The organism is Neisseria sp. HMSC065D04 (assembly GCF_001815675.1).
Taxonomy (GTDB): Bacteria; Pseudomonadota; Gammaproteobacteria; order Burkholderiales; family Neisseriaceae; genus Neisseria.
Genome location: NZ_KV821524.1, coordinates 14,641 through 31,869 on the forward strand (window position 1 = coordinate 14,641; position 17,229 = coordinate 31,869).

Here is a 17,229-nt window from a genome sequence, read left to right on the forward strand (position 1 = left end):
GCCTTGTCCTGATTTAAATTTAATCCACTATAAAGCAAAGGTCGTCTGAAAACCTTATCTGGAAGGTTTCAGACGACCTTTTTCAGTATGGCGGGCTACTCCGACAAACCGCCCCTGCTTTCCTAACCCACGTGCAACACAAATATCGTCGGGCGTTTTTTTAAATTCGGCAGCGTTTTCAATTTCCGCCAAGCGGCAACGGTTTGGCTGATGATTTCCTGCGTCGGCAAAGTCAGGTCGGTTGCGGTGCAGAGACGGGTTTCAGGATGCAGGGTTTCCAGCGCGTCGGCGAGCAGCGCGTCGTTGCGGTAAGGCGTTTCGATGAAAAGCTGGGTTTCGTTTTGCTGACGCGAACGCTGTTCCAAGCTCTTCAAAGCGGCAATACGCTCGCTTTTCTCGGACGGCAGATAGCCTTTGAACGCGAAATTCTGCCCGTTCGCCCCTGACGCCATCAACGCGAGTAACAGGCTGGACGGGCCGATCAGCGGACGGACTTCATAGCCGTGTCGGTGCGCCAATGCCACCAAATTCGCGCCGGGATCGGCAACCGCGGGACAGCCTGCTTCACTGAGGATGCCCATGCTGCGCCCTTCCTGCAAAGGTTTCAGAAGTTCGGGCAGGGTTTTCAAGTCGGTGTGTTCATTGAGGGTTTGCAGGTTCAGCTCGCGGATAGGGGTCGTGATACCCAAATGTTTCAAATGGGCGCGGGCGGTTTTCTCGGCTTCGACGACGAAATCGGTCAAGCCGGTAATCTGCGCCTGTTCGTGCGGCAGCAGGCAGGGCGTATCGGGCGCGCCCAAAGGGGTGGGAATCAGGTAAAGAATCGGGGACATGATGGGTTTCCTATACGGAAGGTCGTCTGAAACCGTCAGACAACTGTTTTCAGACGACCTAAATGATTTCTACGCCTTCGTTTTTTAAAAACTCGACCAGCTTAAAGATGGGCAAACCGATAAGCGCGTTCGGGTCACTGCTGTCTATGCGCTCCAACAACGCCGCGCCCAAGCCCTCGCTCTTCGCCGCACCCGCGCAGTAAACCGCGTCCGGTTCGCGCGCCAGATAACGCTCAATCTGCCCGTCTGTCAGCGCGCGCATCACGACCGACGTGTTATCGACATGGCGCTGAATGCGTCCCGAGGCAGTATTCAAAAGCACGATTGCGCTGTAAAATTCAATCTTTCTGCCGCTCAAACCCCTGAGCATTTGTTGTGCATTTGCGACGTTCATCGGTTTGCCCAACTGGCGGTCATTGCACCACGCCACTTGGTCCGCGCCGATCACCAACGCTGCAGGAAATCGAGCCGCCAGCGAACGCGCCTTCCCTTCCGCCAAACGCAAGGCAGTATCCGCCGCGTTTTCACCCGCAGCGGGCGTTTCGTCGAAATCAGGCGCGGCAGTTTGAAAATCAATGCCCAAACGTTCGAGCTGCGCGCGGCGGAACACCGAACCCGAACCCAATATCAAAGGCAGTTTTGCACTCATATTTTGCTTAAAAATATTGACGTTAGACTGTCGAAATTATATCATACCCCGTTTATGTCAGACCCTAATTTGATTGACCCAGAAGTTTTCGCCTCCGAAAAGCAGACCCTGCAAGGCAGCTTCCTGCTTGAGGAATTGGACGAACGAGTCCGTTCGCACGATTATCCGGCCAACAAACAGACCAAAGTGTCGTTTACGCTGAGCGGCGGACGCGACCGACTGCAGCGTTTGTTTCTCGATTTGAACGTCAAAGCCGATATGCCGCTGATTTGCCAACGATGTATCCGCCCCATGCCGTTTACGCTCGACGAAACCAGCCGTATTGTTTTGTTCGCCAACGAAGAGGACTTGGATGAAGCAATGCTTGCCGACGAAGAGTTGGAAGGCATGCCGATTGAGAAAGAACTCGACGTACGCGGGTTGGTGGAAGACCAAATCCTAATGTCGCTCCCCTTCTCCCCGCGCCACGAAAACTGCGACAATGCCGCGCTGGAACAAGTCAATCAGGACAAACCCAACCCTTTTGCTGTTTTAGCAGGTTTGAAAAGCAGTTAATCAGGACACAGTTTTATTTATCTAGGAGCTTGAAATGGCCGTTCAACAAAACAAAAAATCCCCTTCCAAACGCGGTATGCACCGCTCTCACGACGCTTTGACCGCGCCTTCTCTGTCTGTTGACAGCGTAACCGGCGAAGTACACCGCCCGCACCACATTTCCCCCAACGGTATGTACCGCGGCCGTAAAGTAGTGAAAGCCAAAGGCGAATAATCTTATTCGACTGACTGAAAAAGCCAGAATATTGCCATGCAATGCTGGCTTTTTTACATTACATCCGAACTGCCTGACTCCATGCCTGCCCATGCTTCAAAATGCGGCACAAAATCCCTGCAGTTCAAACTGATACACCCCATTAAATCGGGAATCGCCATGAAACAGAAAATCTGGTACACCTACGACGACATCCACCGCGTGATCAAAGCGTTGGCGGAAAAAATCCAAAACTCCGGCGTCAAATACGATGCCATGATCGCCATCGGCGGCGGCGGCTTCATCCCCGCCCGTATACTGCGCTGCTTTCTGGAAATCCCGATTTACGCCGTAACCACCGCCTATTACGACAGCGACAACGAAGGACAGGTAACGGAAGAAGTCAAAAAAGTCCAATGGCTCGACCCCGTGCCCGACGCGTTGAAAGGCAAGAATGTGCTCGTCGTCGATGAAGTCGACGACAGCCGCGTGACCATGGAATTCTGCCTGACCGAGTTGCAAAAAGAAGATTTCGGCACCATCGGCGTTGCCGTCCTGCACGAAAAAATCAAAGCCAAAATCGGCAAAATCCCTGAAGGCATCCCCTACTTTAGCGGCCTGACCGTAGAAGACTGGTGGATCAACTACCCTTGGGACGCGCTCGACATCGACGAGCACAACCGCCTTGCCGCCGAAGGCAAAAAATAAACCCGCGACGGAGAAGCCCGCCTTCTCCCGAAACGGCAAAAGCAAAATCCGTAGAACACCGACAAAACGAGATTTTGCCTCTTTTCAGCGTATCTTCATAAAACGCATTAGAATGTGGAACGCAACCCTTCAATCCGAAGCCCCCGACCACACATACACCCCTTTTCAGACGACCCCGTACCGCGTATCGCAAAAAGGTCGTCTGAAACCGACTGTGAAGCCGAACAAACCCACAGAGGCAGCCGACACCGCCCCTCTTCCGTTTCACAGCACAAACCGGAGAACAACATGATTACATTGGCCGTAGATGCCATGGGCGGCGACTCAGGTCTCGCAGTTACCGTCCCCGGTGCCCTTGCCTTTTTGAAACAGCAGCAAGACGTACACCTCATTATGGTCGGCGACGAATCCGCCGTCCGCCAAGCCCTCTCCGCAGCCAACGCACCGATGGAGCGCATTACCGTGCTCCACGCCTCCGAAGTCGTCGGCATGGACGAAGCCCCGCAGCTTGCCCTGAAAAATAAAAAAGACTCCTCCATGCGCATTGCCATCAACCAAGTCAAAGAAGGCAACGCGCAAGCCGCCGTCTCCGCCGGCAACACCGGCGCGCTCATGGCAACCGCCCGCTTCGTCCTCAAAACCATTCCGGGCATCGACCGCCCCGCCATCGCCAAATTCCTGCCCTCCGACAGCGAACACCTGACCCTTGCCCTCGATTTGGGTGCAAACGTCGACTGCACGCCCGAGCAGCTTGTACAGTTCGCCATCATCGGCAACGAACTCTTCCAAGCCCTCTACCCGCAAAAAGGCAGCCCGCGCGTCGGCCTGCTTAACGTCGGCACGGAAGACATCAAAGGCACGGACACCGTCAAACAAACCTTCAAACTGCTTAAAAGCAGCAAACTGAATTTCATCGGCAACATCGAAAGCAACGGCGTCCTGTACGGCGAAGCCGACGTGATTGTCGCAGACGGCTTTGTCGGCAACATCATGCTCAAAACCATCGAAGGCGCGGTCAAATTCATGAGCGGAGCCATCCGTCAGGAATTCCAACGCAACCTGTTCAACAAAATGGCCGCCGTCGCCGCCCTCCCCGCCCTGAAAGGCTTGAAAAGCAAACTGGATCCCCGCAAATTCAACGGCGCCATCCTGCTCGGCCTGCGCGGCATCGTCATCAAAAGCCACGGCGGCACAGATGATGTCGGTTTCAGCTACGCCTTAGAAGAAGCCTACCACGAAGCAAAATCCGCCGGCCTGTCGAAAATCGAACAAGGTGTCGCCGAACAATTCGCCGCATTGGAAGCGATTAAGGCAGAACAAGCCGCTCAAGAAGCACAGCAAGCCGAAGAAACCAAAGTTTAAGGCCTATCTGCACAAATCCTCCAAGCGTGTTTGCCACATAGCGAAAGGGTCGTCTGAAATCCGTTTTCAGACGACCCTTTGAGTTTGAATCATTCAAAGTCAATCATGTATAGTGGATTAACTTTAAACCAGTACGGCGTTGCCTCACCTTGCCGTACTATAGTGGATTAACTTTAAACCAGTACGGCGGTTTTGCCTCGCCTTAGCTCAAAGAGAACGATTCTCTAAGGTGCTGAAGTACCAAGTGAATCGGTTCCGTACTATCTGTACTGTCTGCGGCTTCGTCGCCTTGTCCTGATTTAGAGTTAATCCACTATATAGTCAATCAACGTTTAATCAAAACAGCGCGGTCTAGCCCGCCCTAATACCCCATTTGTCTGATAGGCTTCACTTTCTTATCGCAATACTTCAAACCGATACCGGTTTATCCTCTTCTATTTCTTTCCAACTCTGTCAGCAATAACCATTAAATCTTATTATTTTTCAATTAATTATATTAAATTTACGATTTCTTATCGATTTTGTATTGATAATTATTTTTATTAGCGTATAATCAAAACCACTCGGAAGCCGTCCGCTCCGAGCCATTAAACGACAGATTATCCCCTCTTCTTTTTGTCTCATTACCTTCGGAGTGCGCATATACGAGAAATACCGTTCCCATTTATATCAGATACTCAAAACCGAAAAACACAAAACCCGCTATCTCAACAGCGGGTTTTGTGTTTGTTTTGTATGGAGAACGACACAGCCCCCATCAAACTGGAAATCGCAAGAAGCTGCTGACGGAATACCGCTCCCTCCCTGATAACACCCTTCCATCCGTGACTGAAAAGGTCGTCTGAAATGGAAATCTCCAATTTCAGACGACCCCTAGTTAAACATCCAAAAATCAAACCCTGATATAAAACGTCGTCTGAAACCTGATATCCGGTTTTCAGACGACGTTTTGATGCCGTTTATTTCAAACAGACTTACTGCTGCGTGGCAGGCTGGCTAACGGTTTCGCGTTTCAAACCTCCGCCGAGTGCTTTATAGAGGTCGGCGAGGTTCTCGAGACGGGTAAGCTGGTTGGCAAGCAACGCGGTTTCTGCACCATAGCTGCTGCGTTCTGCGTCAAGCAGGTCGAGGGCGTTGGATACGCCGTGTTTGTAGCGCAGATTGATAAGGCGCAGGGAGTCGTTGTAAGCGCGGCTTTGTTTGTTTAGCGCGGCGTAGCTCTTGTCGAGTTGCTCGCGTGCGACCAAGGCGTTGGATACGTCTTGGAAGGCGGCTTGGACGGCAGCTTCGTAAGCGACGATTTGCGCCTCTTTACGCAGCTTGGCCACGTCGAGATTCGCTTTGTTACTACCCCAGTTGAAAATCGGCAGGGTAATGGAAGGTGCGAACGACCAGATGCCTGTACCGCTTTTGAATAGGCCGCTCAACTCGCCGGATGCTGTGCCGACCAATCCGGTCAGGCTGATGGTGGGAAAGAAGGCGGCACGCGCTGCGCCGATGTTGGCATTGGCTTGTTTGAGCGAGTGTTCTGCGGCGCGGATGTCGGGACGGTTCAGCAGGACTTCGGAACTCAAGCCGGCAGGCAGACGGGTGATTTTGAACTGTTTGCTCAAAGGCAGCGCGGCAGGCAGATCTTCCGGCAGGGGTTGGTTAATCAGGGTCGCCAAGGCATTGCGGGCTTGTTCGCGGTTTTTGACGGCGTTCGCGTAATCGGCTTTGGCGGATTCAATCAGGGCTTCCTGTTGGCGCAAATCGACAGCGGAAATCACGCCTGCTTTGTGGCGCATTTGGGAAAGTTTGTAAGTGGTTTCGCGGGTTTTAAGCACGCGCTGCGCCAATGCCATCGATTCTTGGGCGTACAGTTCGTTGAAATGGGCTTTGGCAACGGCGGCAATCAGGGCAAGGTGGGCGGCATCACGGTTCGCGGCTACGCTGAAATAACCTTGCAATGCGGCTTGGCTGTTGCTGCGGACGCGTCCGAAAAGGTCCAGCTCGTAGGCTGCTGCGCCCAAACCGACGGTGTATTCGCTGCGGGTAACGCCGCCGCTCAAACTGCCTACCCGAGTTCCGGTACCGCTGGCGTTGATACTCGGCAGCAGGTCGTTGCGGGCAATCATGTATTGTTTGCGGTAGATTTCGGCGTTCAATGCGGCGGTGCGCAAGTCGGTATTGCGTTCCAACGCGATGTCGATAAGGCGGTGCAGGCGCGGGTCGGCAAAGAAGTCCTGCCAGCCCAAGTCGGCGGCGCGGATACCGTCGTCGAAGGTGTCGTATTTGAAGGTTTCGGCAACTTCAACCTGCGGTTGTTCGTATTTCGGGATCATGGTACAGGCGGACAGCGCGACGGCTGCGGCGACGGTACTCAATACCGTTTTGAATGTCTTTTTGTTCATAAGGATTCCTGGAGGTCGTCTGAAATCCGTGTTTCAGGTTTTCAGACGACCTTTTTGCTTAGTGCTTGTTGTCCGTATTTTGATCTTCGAGGGAAATCATGCCTGCTTCAGCAGCGTGTTTCACGGCCATTTCATGTTCGTGCGCGCTTTCCTTAAAGAATTTGCGCACGATGACATAAAAGAGCGGCACAAGGAACACGGACAAAATCGTACCGATCAACATGCCCCAGAACACAGTCGTACCGATAGCACGCTGGCTGGCAGAGCTGGCACCGCTGGCAACATACAGCGGAACCACGCCTAAAATGAAGGCAAACGAGGTCATGATAATCGGACGGAAACGCAAGTGTGCAGCGGCAAGCGCGGCTTCAATCGCGCTCTTACCCTGCGCTTGCAGGTCTTTGGCGAACTCGATAATCAAAATCGCGTTTTTCGCACTCAAACCCATCACCGTAACGAAACCGACTTGGAAGTAGATATCGTTGGCGTATGCCGGAATACTGCCCAGCAGCGCTTCAAACATATTGCGCCCCGTAACGCCCAATGCCGCGCCAATCAAGCCCAACGGAATCACAAGGATAACTGCCAACGGGATAGACCAGCTTTCGTACAAAGCAGCCAATACCAAGAATACAGCGGCAGCGGCCAATGCGTACAACACGACGGTTTGCGAGCCGCCTTTGGCCTCTTCACGAGACTGGCCGCCCCATTCCAGACTGTAACCGCCGCCCATGTCATCAACCATTTGCTGTACCGCAGCCATGGCCTGACCGGAAGATACGCCATTAACAGGCGAACCGGAAAGCTCCATTGCAGGATAACCATTGAAGCGGACGCTTTGTTCCATACCGTTTACCCAAGAAACAGTAGCAATGGTAGAAAGCGGTACGGCAACACCGGATTTATTCGGCACGGTCAAGTTCAGAATATCGGCAGGCTGCATACGGGCACTCGCATCAGCTTGTACCATCACGCGTTGCAGACGGCCTTGATTCGGGAAGTCGTTTACATAAGACGAACCCAAAGAAGAAGCCAAAGCAGTACGGATGTCAGAGAACGAAATACCTTGTGCAGCTGCGGCAGAGCGATTGATGTCGATTTTCAACTGCGGCGCATCTTCCAAACCGCTCGCACGAACGGTACTTGGGTTAAACAAACCGCTTTTGCGCATTTTGTCAATCAGCTCATTGCGCTTGGCCAACAATGCAGCATGGCCGCTGTTGTTACGGTCTTGCAGGTAAATCGTCAAGCCGGAACCTGTACCCAATTCCATAATGGCTGGAGGCACAATCGCCAAACCGAAACCGTCTTTCAGCGTAGCCATCATCATACCGGTCAACTTACCGGAAATAGAAGTCGCATCGCTGCCCGGAGCAGTACGTTCGCTCCAATCTTTCAGAATGACAAAGCCCAAAGCCATGTTTTGACCGGAGCCTGAAAAACTGAAGCCGGAAACGGTAATAATGTTCTCAATCTCAGGTATAGATTTTGCCAGTTGAGTGATTTGAGCCAAAGTTGCATCGGTACGCTCTTTGGTTGCACCGGCAGGCAATTGTACGCTCAACATCAAGTTACCTTGGTCTTCAGACGGCAAGAAGGAAGTCGGCAGACGCATAAACAGGAATACGCCCACAACAGTCAAACCAATATAGACAACCATCATGCGCAAAGTCTTGCGCAAGACTTTGGCAACCCAGCCTTCATAGCCGTGTGTCCAGTTGTCAAATTTTTTGTTAAACCAACCGAAGAAACCTTTTTTCTCTTCGTGATGACCCTTCTGAATCGGTTTGAGCATGGTGGCACACAATGCCGGAGTCAGCGTCAAAGCAAGGAATGCGGAGAAGCCGATCGATGCCGCAATGGTCAGGGCAAACTGTTTGTAAATGTTACCGGTTGCACCGCTAAACATCGCCAGCGGCACAAATACAGACATCAACACGGCAGTAATACCGATTACCGCACCGGAAATCTGACCCATCGCTTTTTTGGTTGCAGCCTTAGGCGACAGACCTTCGCTCGCCATAATACGCTCAACGTTTTCAACGACCACAATCGCGTCATCGACCACAATACCGATCACCAATACCATCGCAAACATGGTCAATACGTTAATCGACATACCCATGTATGAGATAAAGGCAAAACCGCCCAACAGGGAAATCGGTACAACAATGGTCGGAATCAGCGTATAGCGGATGTTTTGCAGGAAGAGATACATCACTAAGAATACCAAAACAATGGCTTCCAAAAGCGAATGGATCACTTTCTCAATCGAAATTTCCACAAATTTGGAAGTATCGTAAGGAACTTTCCAGCTCATGCCGTCTGGAAAATACTTCTGCAAAACCGCCATTTTTTCTTTTACTGCAGTCGCCGTTGCCAAAGCGTTACCGCTGTTAGACAGCATCACTGCCATACCGGTGGTGTTCACGCCGTTCAAGCGTGTAGAAGTAGAATAGTCCTGCATACCCAAGCTGACTTTGGCAACGTCTTTCAGATAGACGTTCGAGCCGTCAGTATTGGATACCAAAATGATGTTGCCGAACTCTTCAGCAGTGCTCAGCTGACCTTGCGCTGTAACGGTCGCCGAAATGGTCTGACCTGCAGCCGCCGGCAAAGAACCGATGGAGCCTGCTGAGATTTGAATGTTTTGTGTCGCAAGCGCATTGGTTACCGTTGCAAAAGACAGGTTGTAGTTTTGCAGTTTTTTCGGGTCAACCCAAATACGCATGGCGCGTTGCGCACCAAACAATTGTACCTGCCCTACCCCGTCGATACGCTGCAGTTCAGGAATGATATTGCGCTGGGCGTAATCGTTCATTTCCTCAATGGATTGCTTTTCAGAAGAAAGCATGACCACTTGCAAGAAGTTGGAACGCGCTTTAGATACGGTTACACCATATTGCTGTACGGTAGACGGCAATGTGGACAACACTTCCGACAATTTGTTCTGCACGTCCACCTGCGCCAAATCTTCATCGGTCTCAGGTGTAAACGTCAGACTGACGCTGCCGCTGCCGCTGGAATTGGCAGAAGTCGTCATATAGTCCAAACCTTCCACACCGTACATATTACGTTCGATAACGGCCAGTACGCTGTCTTCCATTACCTGAGCAGAAGCGCCCGGATAAGTAGCGCGCAAAGTAATGGTCGGTGCAGCAACGGACGGATATTGGGAAATCGGCAGTTTTTGAATGCCGAAAATACCCGCTGCGATGATAAAAATCGCAATCACCCATGCAAAAATGGGGCGGTCAATAAAAAACTTAGCCATGGATGCCTTCCTTATTTAGCCGCAGATGCCGGTTTGGCTTCAAAGGTCATCTGAACGTCTTTTTTCGCTTCGGAAGCAGCTTTCGGAGCAGCTCCGGCAGCAGATGCCGCCGCATTTTCAGGAGATGTCCATTCTTTAGGCGTTACCTTTTTCGCGCCACTCATGGCGGCGATACTGGTGCCGTCCACAACGACTTTGTCGCCGTCGTTCAGACCCGCAGTGATAATCCAGTTGGTTCCCTGCTGCTGGGTGACTGTTACCTCGCGCGGCTCCATTTCGCCTTTGGCGTTCACAATCGTTACAGTATCTTTCGTACCGCGCGTTACTGCCTGCTGCGGCACGACGAAGGCATTGTCGGCAGCCACTTGTTCCATCAAGACGCGCACATAAAGACCGGGCATCAGGATATTTTTGTCGTTCGGCACTGAAGCGCGCAGCGTGATTTGTCCGGTCGTTTCGTTAACAGACGGATCGGAGAACAGCAAACGGCCTTTATGAGGATAAACTTCGCCGTTGTCGAACTTGATGCCCACTTCAATCGCACCGTCCACGCCCGACAGCTTGCCCTCGGCAACCTGTTGGCGCAGCTTCATTACTTCGGTCGCAGATTGAGTGATGTTCACATACATAGGATTGGTTTGGCGGATGGTTGCCAGAACGGTCGTATCACCCGCGTTCAACAGCGTACCTTCGGATACTTTGGACTGCCCGATGAAACCTGAAATCGGCGCGGTAATGCGCGCCCTGTTCAGATTGATACCGGCAGATTTAATCGCCGCCTGAGCCGCTTTGACGCTTGCTTCGGCAGAACGTTTCGCCGTTACCGCCGCATCGTAGTCCTGTTTACTGATGGCATCGGCGGCAACCAGCGGCTTGTAACGCGCCAAGTCGGCATTGGCTTTGGCAAGGGTTGCCTGCGCGCTTGCCAACTGGGCGCGCGAGCTTTCCAGATTTGCTTCATAGGTGGAACTATCGATTTGGTAAAGCGGCTGTCCGGCGCGGACATAGCTGCCCTCTTGAAACAGGCGTTTTTGGATGATACCGCCGACTTGGGCGCGGACATCCGCGGTACGCAGCGACTCCAACCGACCCGGCAGCTCGGTCGTCAGCGCGACGGTTTCAGGATGGACGGTAACGACACCGACCACCGGTGGCGGAGCTTCTTTTTGTGCAGCTGCCTGCTGCCCTTTTCCATCTTTTGCACCTTGCGTCGCATCGGTGCCTTTGTTACACGCTGAAAGAGCCAACGCAGTAGCGGCAGCGATTGCCGCCATGCGCATCACCTTAGAAGCATAAGAAGCCATTACTTTTCCTATCTATATAATTGTTATGAGGGTTTACCCTATACTTTGTCATCATAGCCGATTTTTGGTTCCGAAACAACAATAACCTGCCTCAATATCCGGAGCAGGTCGTCTGAAAAATTATTTTATACTTGAGAGCCAATCTCAATTACAGGAGTCATTATACATACATGCTTGCATGGATACAAAGTATTTTTTATAATCCCCAACATTCCACTTAACTTGAAACAGGCATCATGCGGAAAACCAAAACCGAAGCCCTTAAAACCAAAGAACATCTCATGCTCGCCGCACTGGAAACCTTCTACCAAAAAGGCATCGCGCGCACTTCCCTCAACGAAATCGCCCAAGCCGCCGGCGTCACGCGCGGCGCTTTGTATTGGCATTTCAAAAACAAAGAAGACTTGTTCGACGCCCTCTTCCAGCGTATTTGCGACGACATCGAAAACTGTATGCATCAGGACGCGACCGATAGCGATGAACAAGAGTGGCCGCTTTTCCGCCGCACCTTGATGCACTTTTTCACGCGCCTGCAAACCAACGACATCCACTATAAATTCCACAGCATCCTGTTTTTAAAATGCGAACACACCGAGCAGAACGCCGCCGTCATCGACATTGCGGATAAACATCAATCGATTTGGCGCGAGAAAATTACCGAAGTTCTGACCAAATCCATCGCACAACATGCCTTATCCGAAGATTTGGATACCGACATGGCGGTCATCTTCATCAAATCGATGCTGGACGGTCTGATTTGGCGTTGGCTCTCGTCCGACAAAAGTTTCGACCTTGCCCAAACCGCACCGCGCATGATTGACATCCTCTTGGACAATCTGAAAAACCACCCGCAACTGCGTAAGCAAAAATAACGGACTGCATACAAAAAGGTCGTCTGAAAACAAGCATCACACGTTTTCAGACGACCCGTTCCTTGTTTCAACAGGCGTTATATATTATGAATCAACCTGATAGACAAACAACGTCCGAACAATCCCTGCTTAACAAAAACGTCGTCTGAAACCCTTTTTCAAGTTTTCAGACGACGTTTTCTTATTTTCCCATCAACGCGTTACCGGTTTATATTTAATCCGTTTCGGTTTCGCGCCCTCTTCGCCGAGTCGGCGTTTCTTATCGGCTTCGTATTCCTGATAGTTGCCGTCGAAGAACACCCATTTCGAATCGCCTTCGCAAGCCAAGATATGCGTGGCGATGCGGTCGAGGAACCAGCGGTCGTGCGAAATCACCATTACGCTGCCGGCAAATTCCAGCAATGCGTCTTCCAGCGCGCGCAGGGTTTCCACGTCGAGGTCGTTGGACGGTTCGTCCAGCAGCAACACATTGCCGCCGCTCAACAAGGTTTTTGCCAAGTGCAAACGTCCGCGTTCACCACCGGAAAGCTGTCCAGCGATTTTGCTTTGGTCGCTGCCTTTAAAGTTGAAACGACCTAAATATTGGCGGGCGGGGATTTCAAACTGCCCGACCTGCAAAATGTCGCGGCCTTCGGCGATGTTGTCGAACACGGTTTTGTCGTTTTGCAAACCTTCGCGGCTTTGATCGATCAGGCTCATTTTCACGGTTTGCCCGATTTTTACTTCACCCGAATCAGGCTGCTCTTTGCCCGCAATCATTTTAAACAGCGTCGATTTACCCGCGCCGTTCGGGCCGATGATGCCGACAATCGCACCCGCGGGCACTTTGAAGCTCAAATCGTCAATCAGCACTTTATCGCCAAACGATTTGGAAACGTTCACAAATTCAATTACTTCATTACCCAAACGTTCGGCAACGGGAATGAAGATTTCCTGCGTTTCATTGCGTTTTTGGTATTCGTAGTTGCTCATTTCCTCAAAACGCGCCAGACGCGCTTTGGACTTGGCTTGGCGGCCTTTGGCATTCTGGCGTACCCATTCCAATTCCTGCTTCATCGCCTTCACGCGCGCGGCTTCGGATTTTGCCTCGTTTTCCAAGCGTTTTTCTTTCTGCTCCAGCCAAGACGAATAATTGCCTTTCCACGGAATACCATGTCCGCGGTCGAGTTCCAAAATCCATTCGGCAGCGTTGTCGAGGAAGTAGCGGTCGTGTGTTACGGCAACGACTGTGCCGGGGAAGCGCACCAAGAATTGCTCCAGCCATTCGACCGATTCCGCATCCAAGTGGTTGGTCGGCTCGTCCAGCAGCAGCATATCGGGCTTGCTCAACAGGAGTTTGCACAAAGCGACGCGGCGTTTTTCACCGCCGGACAGATTGCCGATTTTGGCATCCCATTCCGGCAGGCGCAGCGCATCGGCGGCGATTTCCAATTCGTGTTCCGCACCACCGCCCGTGGACGAACCCGCTGCAATAATCGCTTCCAAGCGGCCCTGCTCTTCCGCCAGCGCGTCAAAATCCGCATCGGGATTGGCGTACTCGGCATACACTTCTTCCAAACGTTTCTGCGCGGCGGCTACTTCGCCCAAACCGCTTTCCACTTCCTCGCGCACGGTTTTTTCCGGATCAAGCTCCGGCTCTTGCGGCAGATAGCCGATTTTAATGCCGCCCATCGGCACGGCTTCGCCCTCAAATTCCTTATCCACACCCGCCATAATCCGCAGCACGGTGGACTTGCCCGCGCCGTTCAAACCGAGCAGGCCGATTTTCGCGCCGGGGAAGAAGGAAAGGGAAATATCTTTAATGATGGTTTTCTGCGGCGGCACAACCTTGCTCACGCGCAGCATGGAATAGACGTATTGTTGGGACATGGTTTTCTCAATTCGGTCAAACAAATTTCAGACGACCCATTTTAACCGATTGCACCGATTGTTGCTTGCACGGATGATATTTAGAGGGGAAATAGATGGGATGGATTGATTTGTTTGGATTTGGAAGAAGGTCGTCTGAAATAGTGGTTTCAGACGACCTTTGAGCAAGAAAAATTACGAGTGGCATTTGCCGTCGAAGTTTCAAGGTTTAACCGAACACGTACACCGAATGCTGGATACGGTCATGATTGACAGCATCACACTCAAAGAAACCCGCACTCGCCATTTTACCAGCATGAAAATGTAGCACATGCACCCACCTCCTCGTACGACCTGCACATTAAGCCGCATGAAAACACAAACCGCACAAAGCAAGCCTGCATTTCAATTTCCAAAGTGCAGGCTGCTTTTGGCGTTTCAGGTAGCCCTTGGACGGTTTTCAAACACCGTATCCCGCCCCCATTCTTCCTCCAAAAAATCCACAAACGCCCGGATTTTCGGGCTGACGGCACGTCCTGCGTAATAGACAGCGTTGAACGGGGTCGGCACGGCAAGTCGGCGGTCGAGGAAGAGTTCCGTCAGCCGTCCTGCTGCCAAATCCGCGTCCACCGTGAAATCGGGCAGGCTGGCGATGCCTTGTCCGGACAGGCAGAGCCGTTTGACCGTCTCGCAACTGTCGGCGCAGAGTTTCGGGCGGGCGGTGTATGCCTGTCCGTCGTCGCAGGCTATGTCCCACACGTTCAGCACGCTCGGCTCGCAATAACCCAAGCAGCAGTGCCGTTCCAATTCGGACGGATTTTGCGGCGTACCGTGTTGCGCCAGATAATCGGGCGCGGCGACCACTTTGCGGTAGCTGTCGAACAGGGGGCGCACGCGCAGGGACGAATCGTCCAGCCGTCCCGCTCGGATGGCGACATCAACCCTGCGTTCAATCAGGTCGATGCGGTTTTCAGACGAGGTCAGCGACACGTCCACCTGCGGATAACGGCGGCAAAACGCCCCGATGAGCGGCACAAGGCGGTTCAACACCAGCGCGGTGGCGGCATCAACACGCAGCAAACCCTGTGGCACGCCGCTTGCCGCGCGGATTTCCGCTTCCGCCTGCGCCATGTCTTCCAGAATCTTTTTGGCACGGCGGAAATATTGCGCGCCTTCTTCGGTGGTGCTGATTTGGCGCGTGGTGCGGTTGAGCAGGGTAACGCCGAGCTTGGCTTCCAACCGCTTCACGCTGCGGCTGACGGCGGAATTGTCGGTTTCCAGCACTGCCGCCGCGCGGGTAAAGCCGCCGTTTTCCACCACGGCAACGAAAAAGCGGAGGTCATCTGAATGGGTTTGCATTATTTTTTGATTTTTAAATTTAAAATGTTTAGTTATATTGGCGGCAATCTATAACGATGTTACTTCCTTGCTGTAAAATTCTTGAATAATTTTATCTAAATCCATAGGTAAACAATCCATATATAGATACTGCATTTGGACAATAGGAAATAAAGATAACCCACTTCCATCACACATTGTTCCCTGCAACATTGCATTTAATGTCTGAATTCCATTAGAGTTTTGTACAATTTGAATGAGCATGGGTTCAATATAACCATCCCGCTGCCGATTGAAAGCGTGCATTCCACCATGTATGAATGAATTGGTCGGCTTAATGTGCCGTTCTCTAAATTCTTGAAATAACTGAACTGCTTTTTTCGGTAATTTTCCTGCGTCAACGGCTTTATTCAAATCTGCCAGCATTTCCGTAATATTAGGCATCCAATTCTCTATTTTCTTAACATTCTGTTCAGAAATCGGTTGATGTAAGGCATCGACACGTTCGTCTTTCGCATACCAATATAACCAATACGCACGCAATAATGCTTCGTACTGCAACCGTAACAAACTGGTTGAAGATATAAAGTTTCCATTTCTTGCCAGCGTAAGGATGGCAGAGTGATGCTCTGAAGAGATATCCGCCATAATCAATGTGGCCGATATGCGAGGCTCTGTTTCATCCGTACACGGTATCTTTTTTATTTCTCTAAACATGGCGTTGCAAAATTCTTCAGATTTTGCCAAGAATCGTTTCATTACTGATGTGGTCATTTTCTATTAAAGAGTAAAGATGAAAAAATTGCTGTGATTTTAGCAGAAGTGTTTTGTAGATTGACGGATTTATCGTCAATAAAAAACCGCCGATAATCCTGTTTTCACACCACAACAGGAGCAAAAAATGACCTTGAACCAAGATTTGATGAACGCCGTCCGCACTTTGAGCGATGCAGGCTGCCATTACCGTTTGGACGAATTGGCAGGTTGCTACGAGCCTGATTTGCACATCTTTATCGTCCAGCCGGACGGCAATGTGCTGTCGTTTGACTACGAACAGAACATGGCGTTTTTCCACGAACGCCGCGATGCGGGCGCACCGCCGATTAACACGTCCATTCATTTCAACATCGCCGAAGTGCAGGGCGGCACAGGCTTCGTTACCGCCACCCGCCGCATGGATTTGGGCTACGGCGCGGGCGAGCAGGAAATCGTGTTTACCTTGATGCTGTGTATCGGCAACGACGGCAAATGGCGCGTGTTCCGCGAGCACGCGGTGATTACTTCAGGGCGGGGATAGTTTTGTTTTCCCGCATTTTCAGGTAGCTTTTCAGACGACCTTTCGGTTATTTGATGCAGCCTGCATTTCAATTTCCAAAGTGCAGGCTGTGCTTTAGCTTCGCAGAAACTCCCTTTCAGGTAACCTTTAGGTTTCAGGCAGCCTGCATCACTCTGCCGCCGCAAACACCTCCTTCGCCACAAACACCGCATTCAGCACCTTCGGAAAACCCAAATACGGAATACAGTGGATAAACGCCTCCACAATTTCATCGCGCGTCAGCCCCACGTTCAGCGAAGCGTGGATATGCACGCGCAACTGGTTTTCGCAACCGCCCTGCGCCGCCAGAGCCGCCAGCGTTACCAGCTCGCGCTGCCGCACATCAAGATGCGGGCGTTGGTAAATCTCGCCGAATGCGAAACCGATGATGTATTTGCCCAAATCAGGCGAAATATCCGCCAACGCCTGCATTACCTTGTCGCCCTGTTCGCCGTCGATTTCGTTCAGCTTTGCCAAGCCGCGTGCCATTACATCCTGATTATTCAACATTTTTCGTCTCCATACTGAAATAGGCAAAATTGCACGGTCAGGTTAAACTATCAAGCAAACTTTATAGCAAGGAGA

General features: G+C 51.6%; 16 protein-coding genes and 1 pseudogene. 7 read left to right on the plus strand and 10 right to left on the minus strand.

The genetic code is table 11. From position 1 onward, the window contains the following. Positions 1 to 122: 122 nt before the first annotated feature. Positions 123 to 833, minus strand: a complete 711-nt coding sequence (locus HMPREF3050_RS08215) for an SAM-dependent methyltransferase (protein WP_070774413.1) — start codon at positions 831 to 833, stop codon at positions 123 to 125. 58 nt (positions 834 to 891) lie between these two features. Next, on the minus strand, positions 892 to 1,482 hold the full coding sequence (locus HMPREF3050_RS08220) for a Maf family protein (RefSeq protein ID WP_070774414.1): 591 nt from the start codon (positions 1,480 to 1,482) through the stop codon (positions 892 to 894). Between the two features lie 54 nt (positions 1,483 to 1,536). On the opposite strand from HMPREF3050_RS08220, the gene HMPREF3050_RS08225 reads away from it, so the two are divergent. The 5 genes from HMPREF3050_RS08225 to plsX all read left to right on the plus strand — a co-directional run bounded on the left by HMPREF3050_RS08225 (position 1,537) and on the right by plsX (position 4,300). Next, on the plus strand, positions 1,537 to 2,037 hold the full coding sequence (locus HMPREF3050_RS08225) for a YceD family protein (protein ID WP_003764629.1): 501 nt from the start codon (positions 1,537 to 1,539) through the stop codon (positions 2,035 to 2,037). A gap of 34 nt (positions 2,038 to 2,071) precedes the next feature. Next, positions 2,072 to 2,251, plus strand: a complete 180-nt coding sequence (rpmF, locus tag HMPREF3050_RS08230; RefSeq protein ID WP_003744026.1) for a 50S ribosomal protein L32 — start codon at positions 2,072 to 2,074, stop codon at positions 2,249 to 2,251. Between the two features lie 159 nt (positions 2,252 to 2,410). Further along, the gene (locus tag HMPREF3050_RS08235) at positions 2,411 to 2,938 is read left to right on the plus strand and encodes a phosphoribosyltransferase (RefSeq protein WP_070774480.1); all 528 of its coding nucleotides are present in this window, start codon (positions 2,411 to 2,413) and stop codon (positions 2,936 to 2,938) included. 112 nt (positions 2,939 to 3,050) lie between these two features. Continuing rightward, complete coding sequence (locus tag HMPREF3050_RS13615; protein WP_003764650.1) at positions 3,051 to 3,230, plus strand: hypothetical protein; 180 nt, start codon at positions 3,051 to 3,053, stop codon at positions 3,228 to 3,230. After that, entirely contained in the window at positions 3,227 to 4,300 is a 1,074-nt protein-coding gene (gene plsX, locus HMPREF3050_RS08240; protein WP_070774415.1) for a phosphate acyltransferase PlsX, read from the plus strand. Before HMPREF3050_RS13615 ends, plsX begins: the two co-directional genes overlap by 4 nt. A 255-nt stretch (positions 4,301 to 4,555) precedes the next feature. Here the strand turns inward: plsX and HMPREF3050_RS14880 are convergent. The 4 genes and pseudogenes from HMPREF3050_RS14880 to HMPREF3050_RS08255 form a co-directional block, all read right to left on the minus strand. Next, positions 4,556 to 4,618 (minus strand): annotated as a pseudogene (locus HMPREF3050_RS14880) (transposase); the annotation flags it as partial. A gap of 656 nt (positions 4,619 to 5,274) precedes the next feature. Then, the gene (locus HMPREF3050_RS08245; RefSeq protein WP_070774416.1) at positions 5,275 to 6,693 is read right to left on the minus strand and encodes an efflux transporter outer membrane subunit; all 1,419 of its coding nucleotides are present in this window, start codon (positions 6,691 to 6,693) and stop codon (positions 5,275 to 5,277) included. A gap of 58 nt (positions 6,694 to 6,751) precedes the next feature. Continuing rightward, positions 6,752 to 9,967, minus strand: a complete 3,216-nt coding sequence (locus tag HMPREF3050_RS08250; protein ID WP_070441171.1) for an efflux RND transporter permease subunit — start codon at positions 9,965 to 9,967, stop codon at positions 6,752 to 6,754. 11 nt (positions 9,968 to 9,978) lie between these two features. Next, complete coding sequence (locus HMPREF3050_RS08255) at positions 9,979 to 11,271, minus strand: efflux RND transporter periplasmic adaptor subunit (protein ID WP_009311020.1); 1,293 nt, start codon at positions 11,269 to 11,271, stop codon at positions 9,979 to 9,981. Between the two features lie 236 nt (positions 11,272 to 11,507). On the opposite strand from HMPREF3050_RS08255, the gene HMPREF3050_RS08260 reads away from it, so the two are divergent. Next, positions 11,508 to 12,143 carry a multidrug efflux system transcriptional repressor MtrR gene (locus HMPREF3050_RS08260; protein ID WP_070774417.1) on the plus strand — a complete coding sequence of 212 codons (636 nt, stop codon included), beginning with the start codon at positions 11,508 to 11,510 and terminating at the stop codon, positions 12,141 to 12,143. A 192-nt stretch (positions 12,144 to 12,335) separates the two neighbouring features. Here HMPREF3050_RS08260 and ettA read toward each other — a convergent pair whose 3' ends face one another. From ettA to HMPREF3050_RS08275, 3 genes are all read right to left on the minus strand, one after another. After that, the gene (ettA, locus tag HMPREF3050_RS08265) at positions 12,336 to 14,012 is read right to left on the minus strand and encodes an energy-dependent translational throttle protein EttA (protein ID WP_003756559.1); all 1,677 of its coding nucleotides are present in this window, start codon (positions 14,010 to 14,012) and stop codon (positions 12,336 to 12,338) included. A 417-nt stretch (positions 14,013 to 14,429) separates the two neighbouring features. Further along, entirely contained in the window at positions 14,430 to 15,350 is a 921-nt protein-coding gene (locus HMPREF3050_RS08270) for a LysR substrate-binding domain-containing protein (protein WP_070774418.1), read from the minus strand. Between the two features lie 48 nt (positions 15,351 to 15,398). Beyond that, entirely contained in the window at positions 15,399 to 16,076 is a 678-nt protein-coding gene (locus tag HMPREF3050_RS08275) for a DUF6988 family protein (RefSeq protein WP_141758423.1), read from the minus strand. Positions 16,077 to 16,230: 154 nt separating this feature from the next. Between HMPREF3050_RS08275 and HMPREF3050_RS08280 the strand changes: the two genes are divergently transcribed. After that, complete coding sequence (locus tag HMPREF3050_RS08280) at positions 16,231 to 16,626, plus strand: Cif family virulence factor (RefSeq protein WP_070774420.1); 396 nt, start codon at positions 16,231 to 16,233, stop codon at positions 16,624 to 16,626. Positions 16,627 to 16,773: 147 nt separating this feature from the next. Here HMPREF3050_RS08280 and HMPREF3050_RS08285 read toward each other — a convergent pair whose 3' ends face one another. Further along, positions 16,774 to 17,154 carry a carboxymuconolactone decarboxylase family protein gene (locus tag HMPREF3050_RS08285; protein ID WP_070774421.1) on the minus strand — a complete coding sequence of 127 codons (381 nt, stop codon included), beginning with the start codon at positions 17,152 to 17,154 and terminating at the stop codon, positions 16,774 to 16,776. Between the last annotated feature and the right edge of the window lie 75 nt (positions 17,155 to 17,229).

Excerpts from the sequence above, each read along its gene's own strand:
- HMPREF3050_RS08245 (WP_070774416.1), bottom strand. The coding sequence starts at position 6,693 with ATGAACAAAAAGACATTCAAAACGGTATTGAGTACCGTCGCCGCAGCC.
- HMPREF3050_RS08260 (WP_070774417.1), top strand. The coding sequence starts at position 11,508 with ATGCGGAAAACCAAAACCGAAGCCCTTAAAACCAAAGAACATCTCATG.
- ettA (WP_003756559.1), bottom strand. The coding sequence starts at position 14,012 with ATGTCCCAACAATACGTCTATTCCATGCTGCGCGTGAGCAAGGTTGTG.
- plsX (WP_070774415.1), top strand. The coding sequence starts at position 3,227 with ATGATTACATTGGCCGTAGATGCCATGGGCGGCGACTCAGGTCTCGCA.
- HMPREF3050_RS08270 (WP_070774418.1), bottom strand. The coding sequence starts at position 15,350 with ATGCAAACCCATTCAGATGACCTCCGCTTTTTCGTTGCCGTGGTGGAA.
- HMPREF3050_RS08255 (WP_009311020.1), bottom strand. The coding sequence starts at position 11,271 with ATGGCTTCTTATGCTTCTAAGGTGATGCGCATGGCGGCAATCGCTGCC.
- HMPREF3050_RS08220 (WP_070774414.1), bottom strand. The coding sequence starts at position 1,482 with ATGAGTGCAAAACTGCCTTTGATATTGGGTTCGGGTTCGGTGTTCCGC.
- rpmF (WP_003744026.1), top strand. The coding sequence starts at position 2,072 with ATGGCCGTTCAACAAAACAAAAAATCCCCTTCCAAACGCGGTATGCAC.
- HMPREF3050_RS08235 (WP_070774480.1), top strand. The coding sequence starts at position 2,411 with ATGAAACAGAAAATCTGGTACACCTACGACGACATCCACCGCGTGATC.
- HMPREF3050_RS08285 (WP_070774421.1), bottom strand. The coding sequence starts at position 17,154 with ATGTTGAATAATCAGGATGTAATGGCACGCGGCTTGGCAAAGCTGAAC.
- HMPREF3050_RS08250 (WP_070441171.1), bottom strand. The coding sequence starts at position 9,967 with ATGGCTAAGTTTTTTATTGACCGCCCCATTTTTGCATGGGTGATTGCG.
- HMPREF3050_RS08215 (WP_070774413.1), bottom strand. The coding sequence starts at position 833 with ATGTCCCCGATTCTTTACCTGATTCCCACCCCTTTGGGCGCGCCCGAT.
- HMPREF3050_RS13615 (WP_003764650.1), top strand. The coding sequence starts at position 3,051 with ATGTGGAACGCAACCCTTCAATCCGAAGCCCCCGACCACACATACACC.
- HMPREF3050_RS08225 (WP_003764629.1), top strand. The coding sequence starts at position 1,537 with ATGTCAGACCCTAATTTGATTGACCCAGAAGTTTTCGCCTCCGAAAAG.
- HMPREF3050_RS08280 (WP_070774420.1), top strand. The coding sequence starts at position 16,231 with ATGACCTTGAACCAAGATTTGATGAACGCCGTCCGCACTTTGAGCGAT.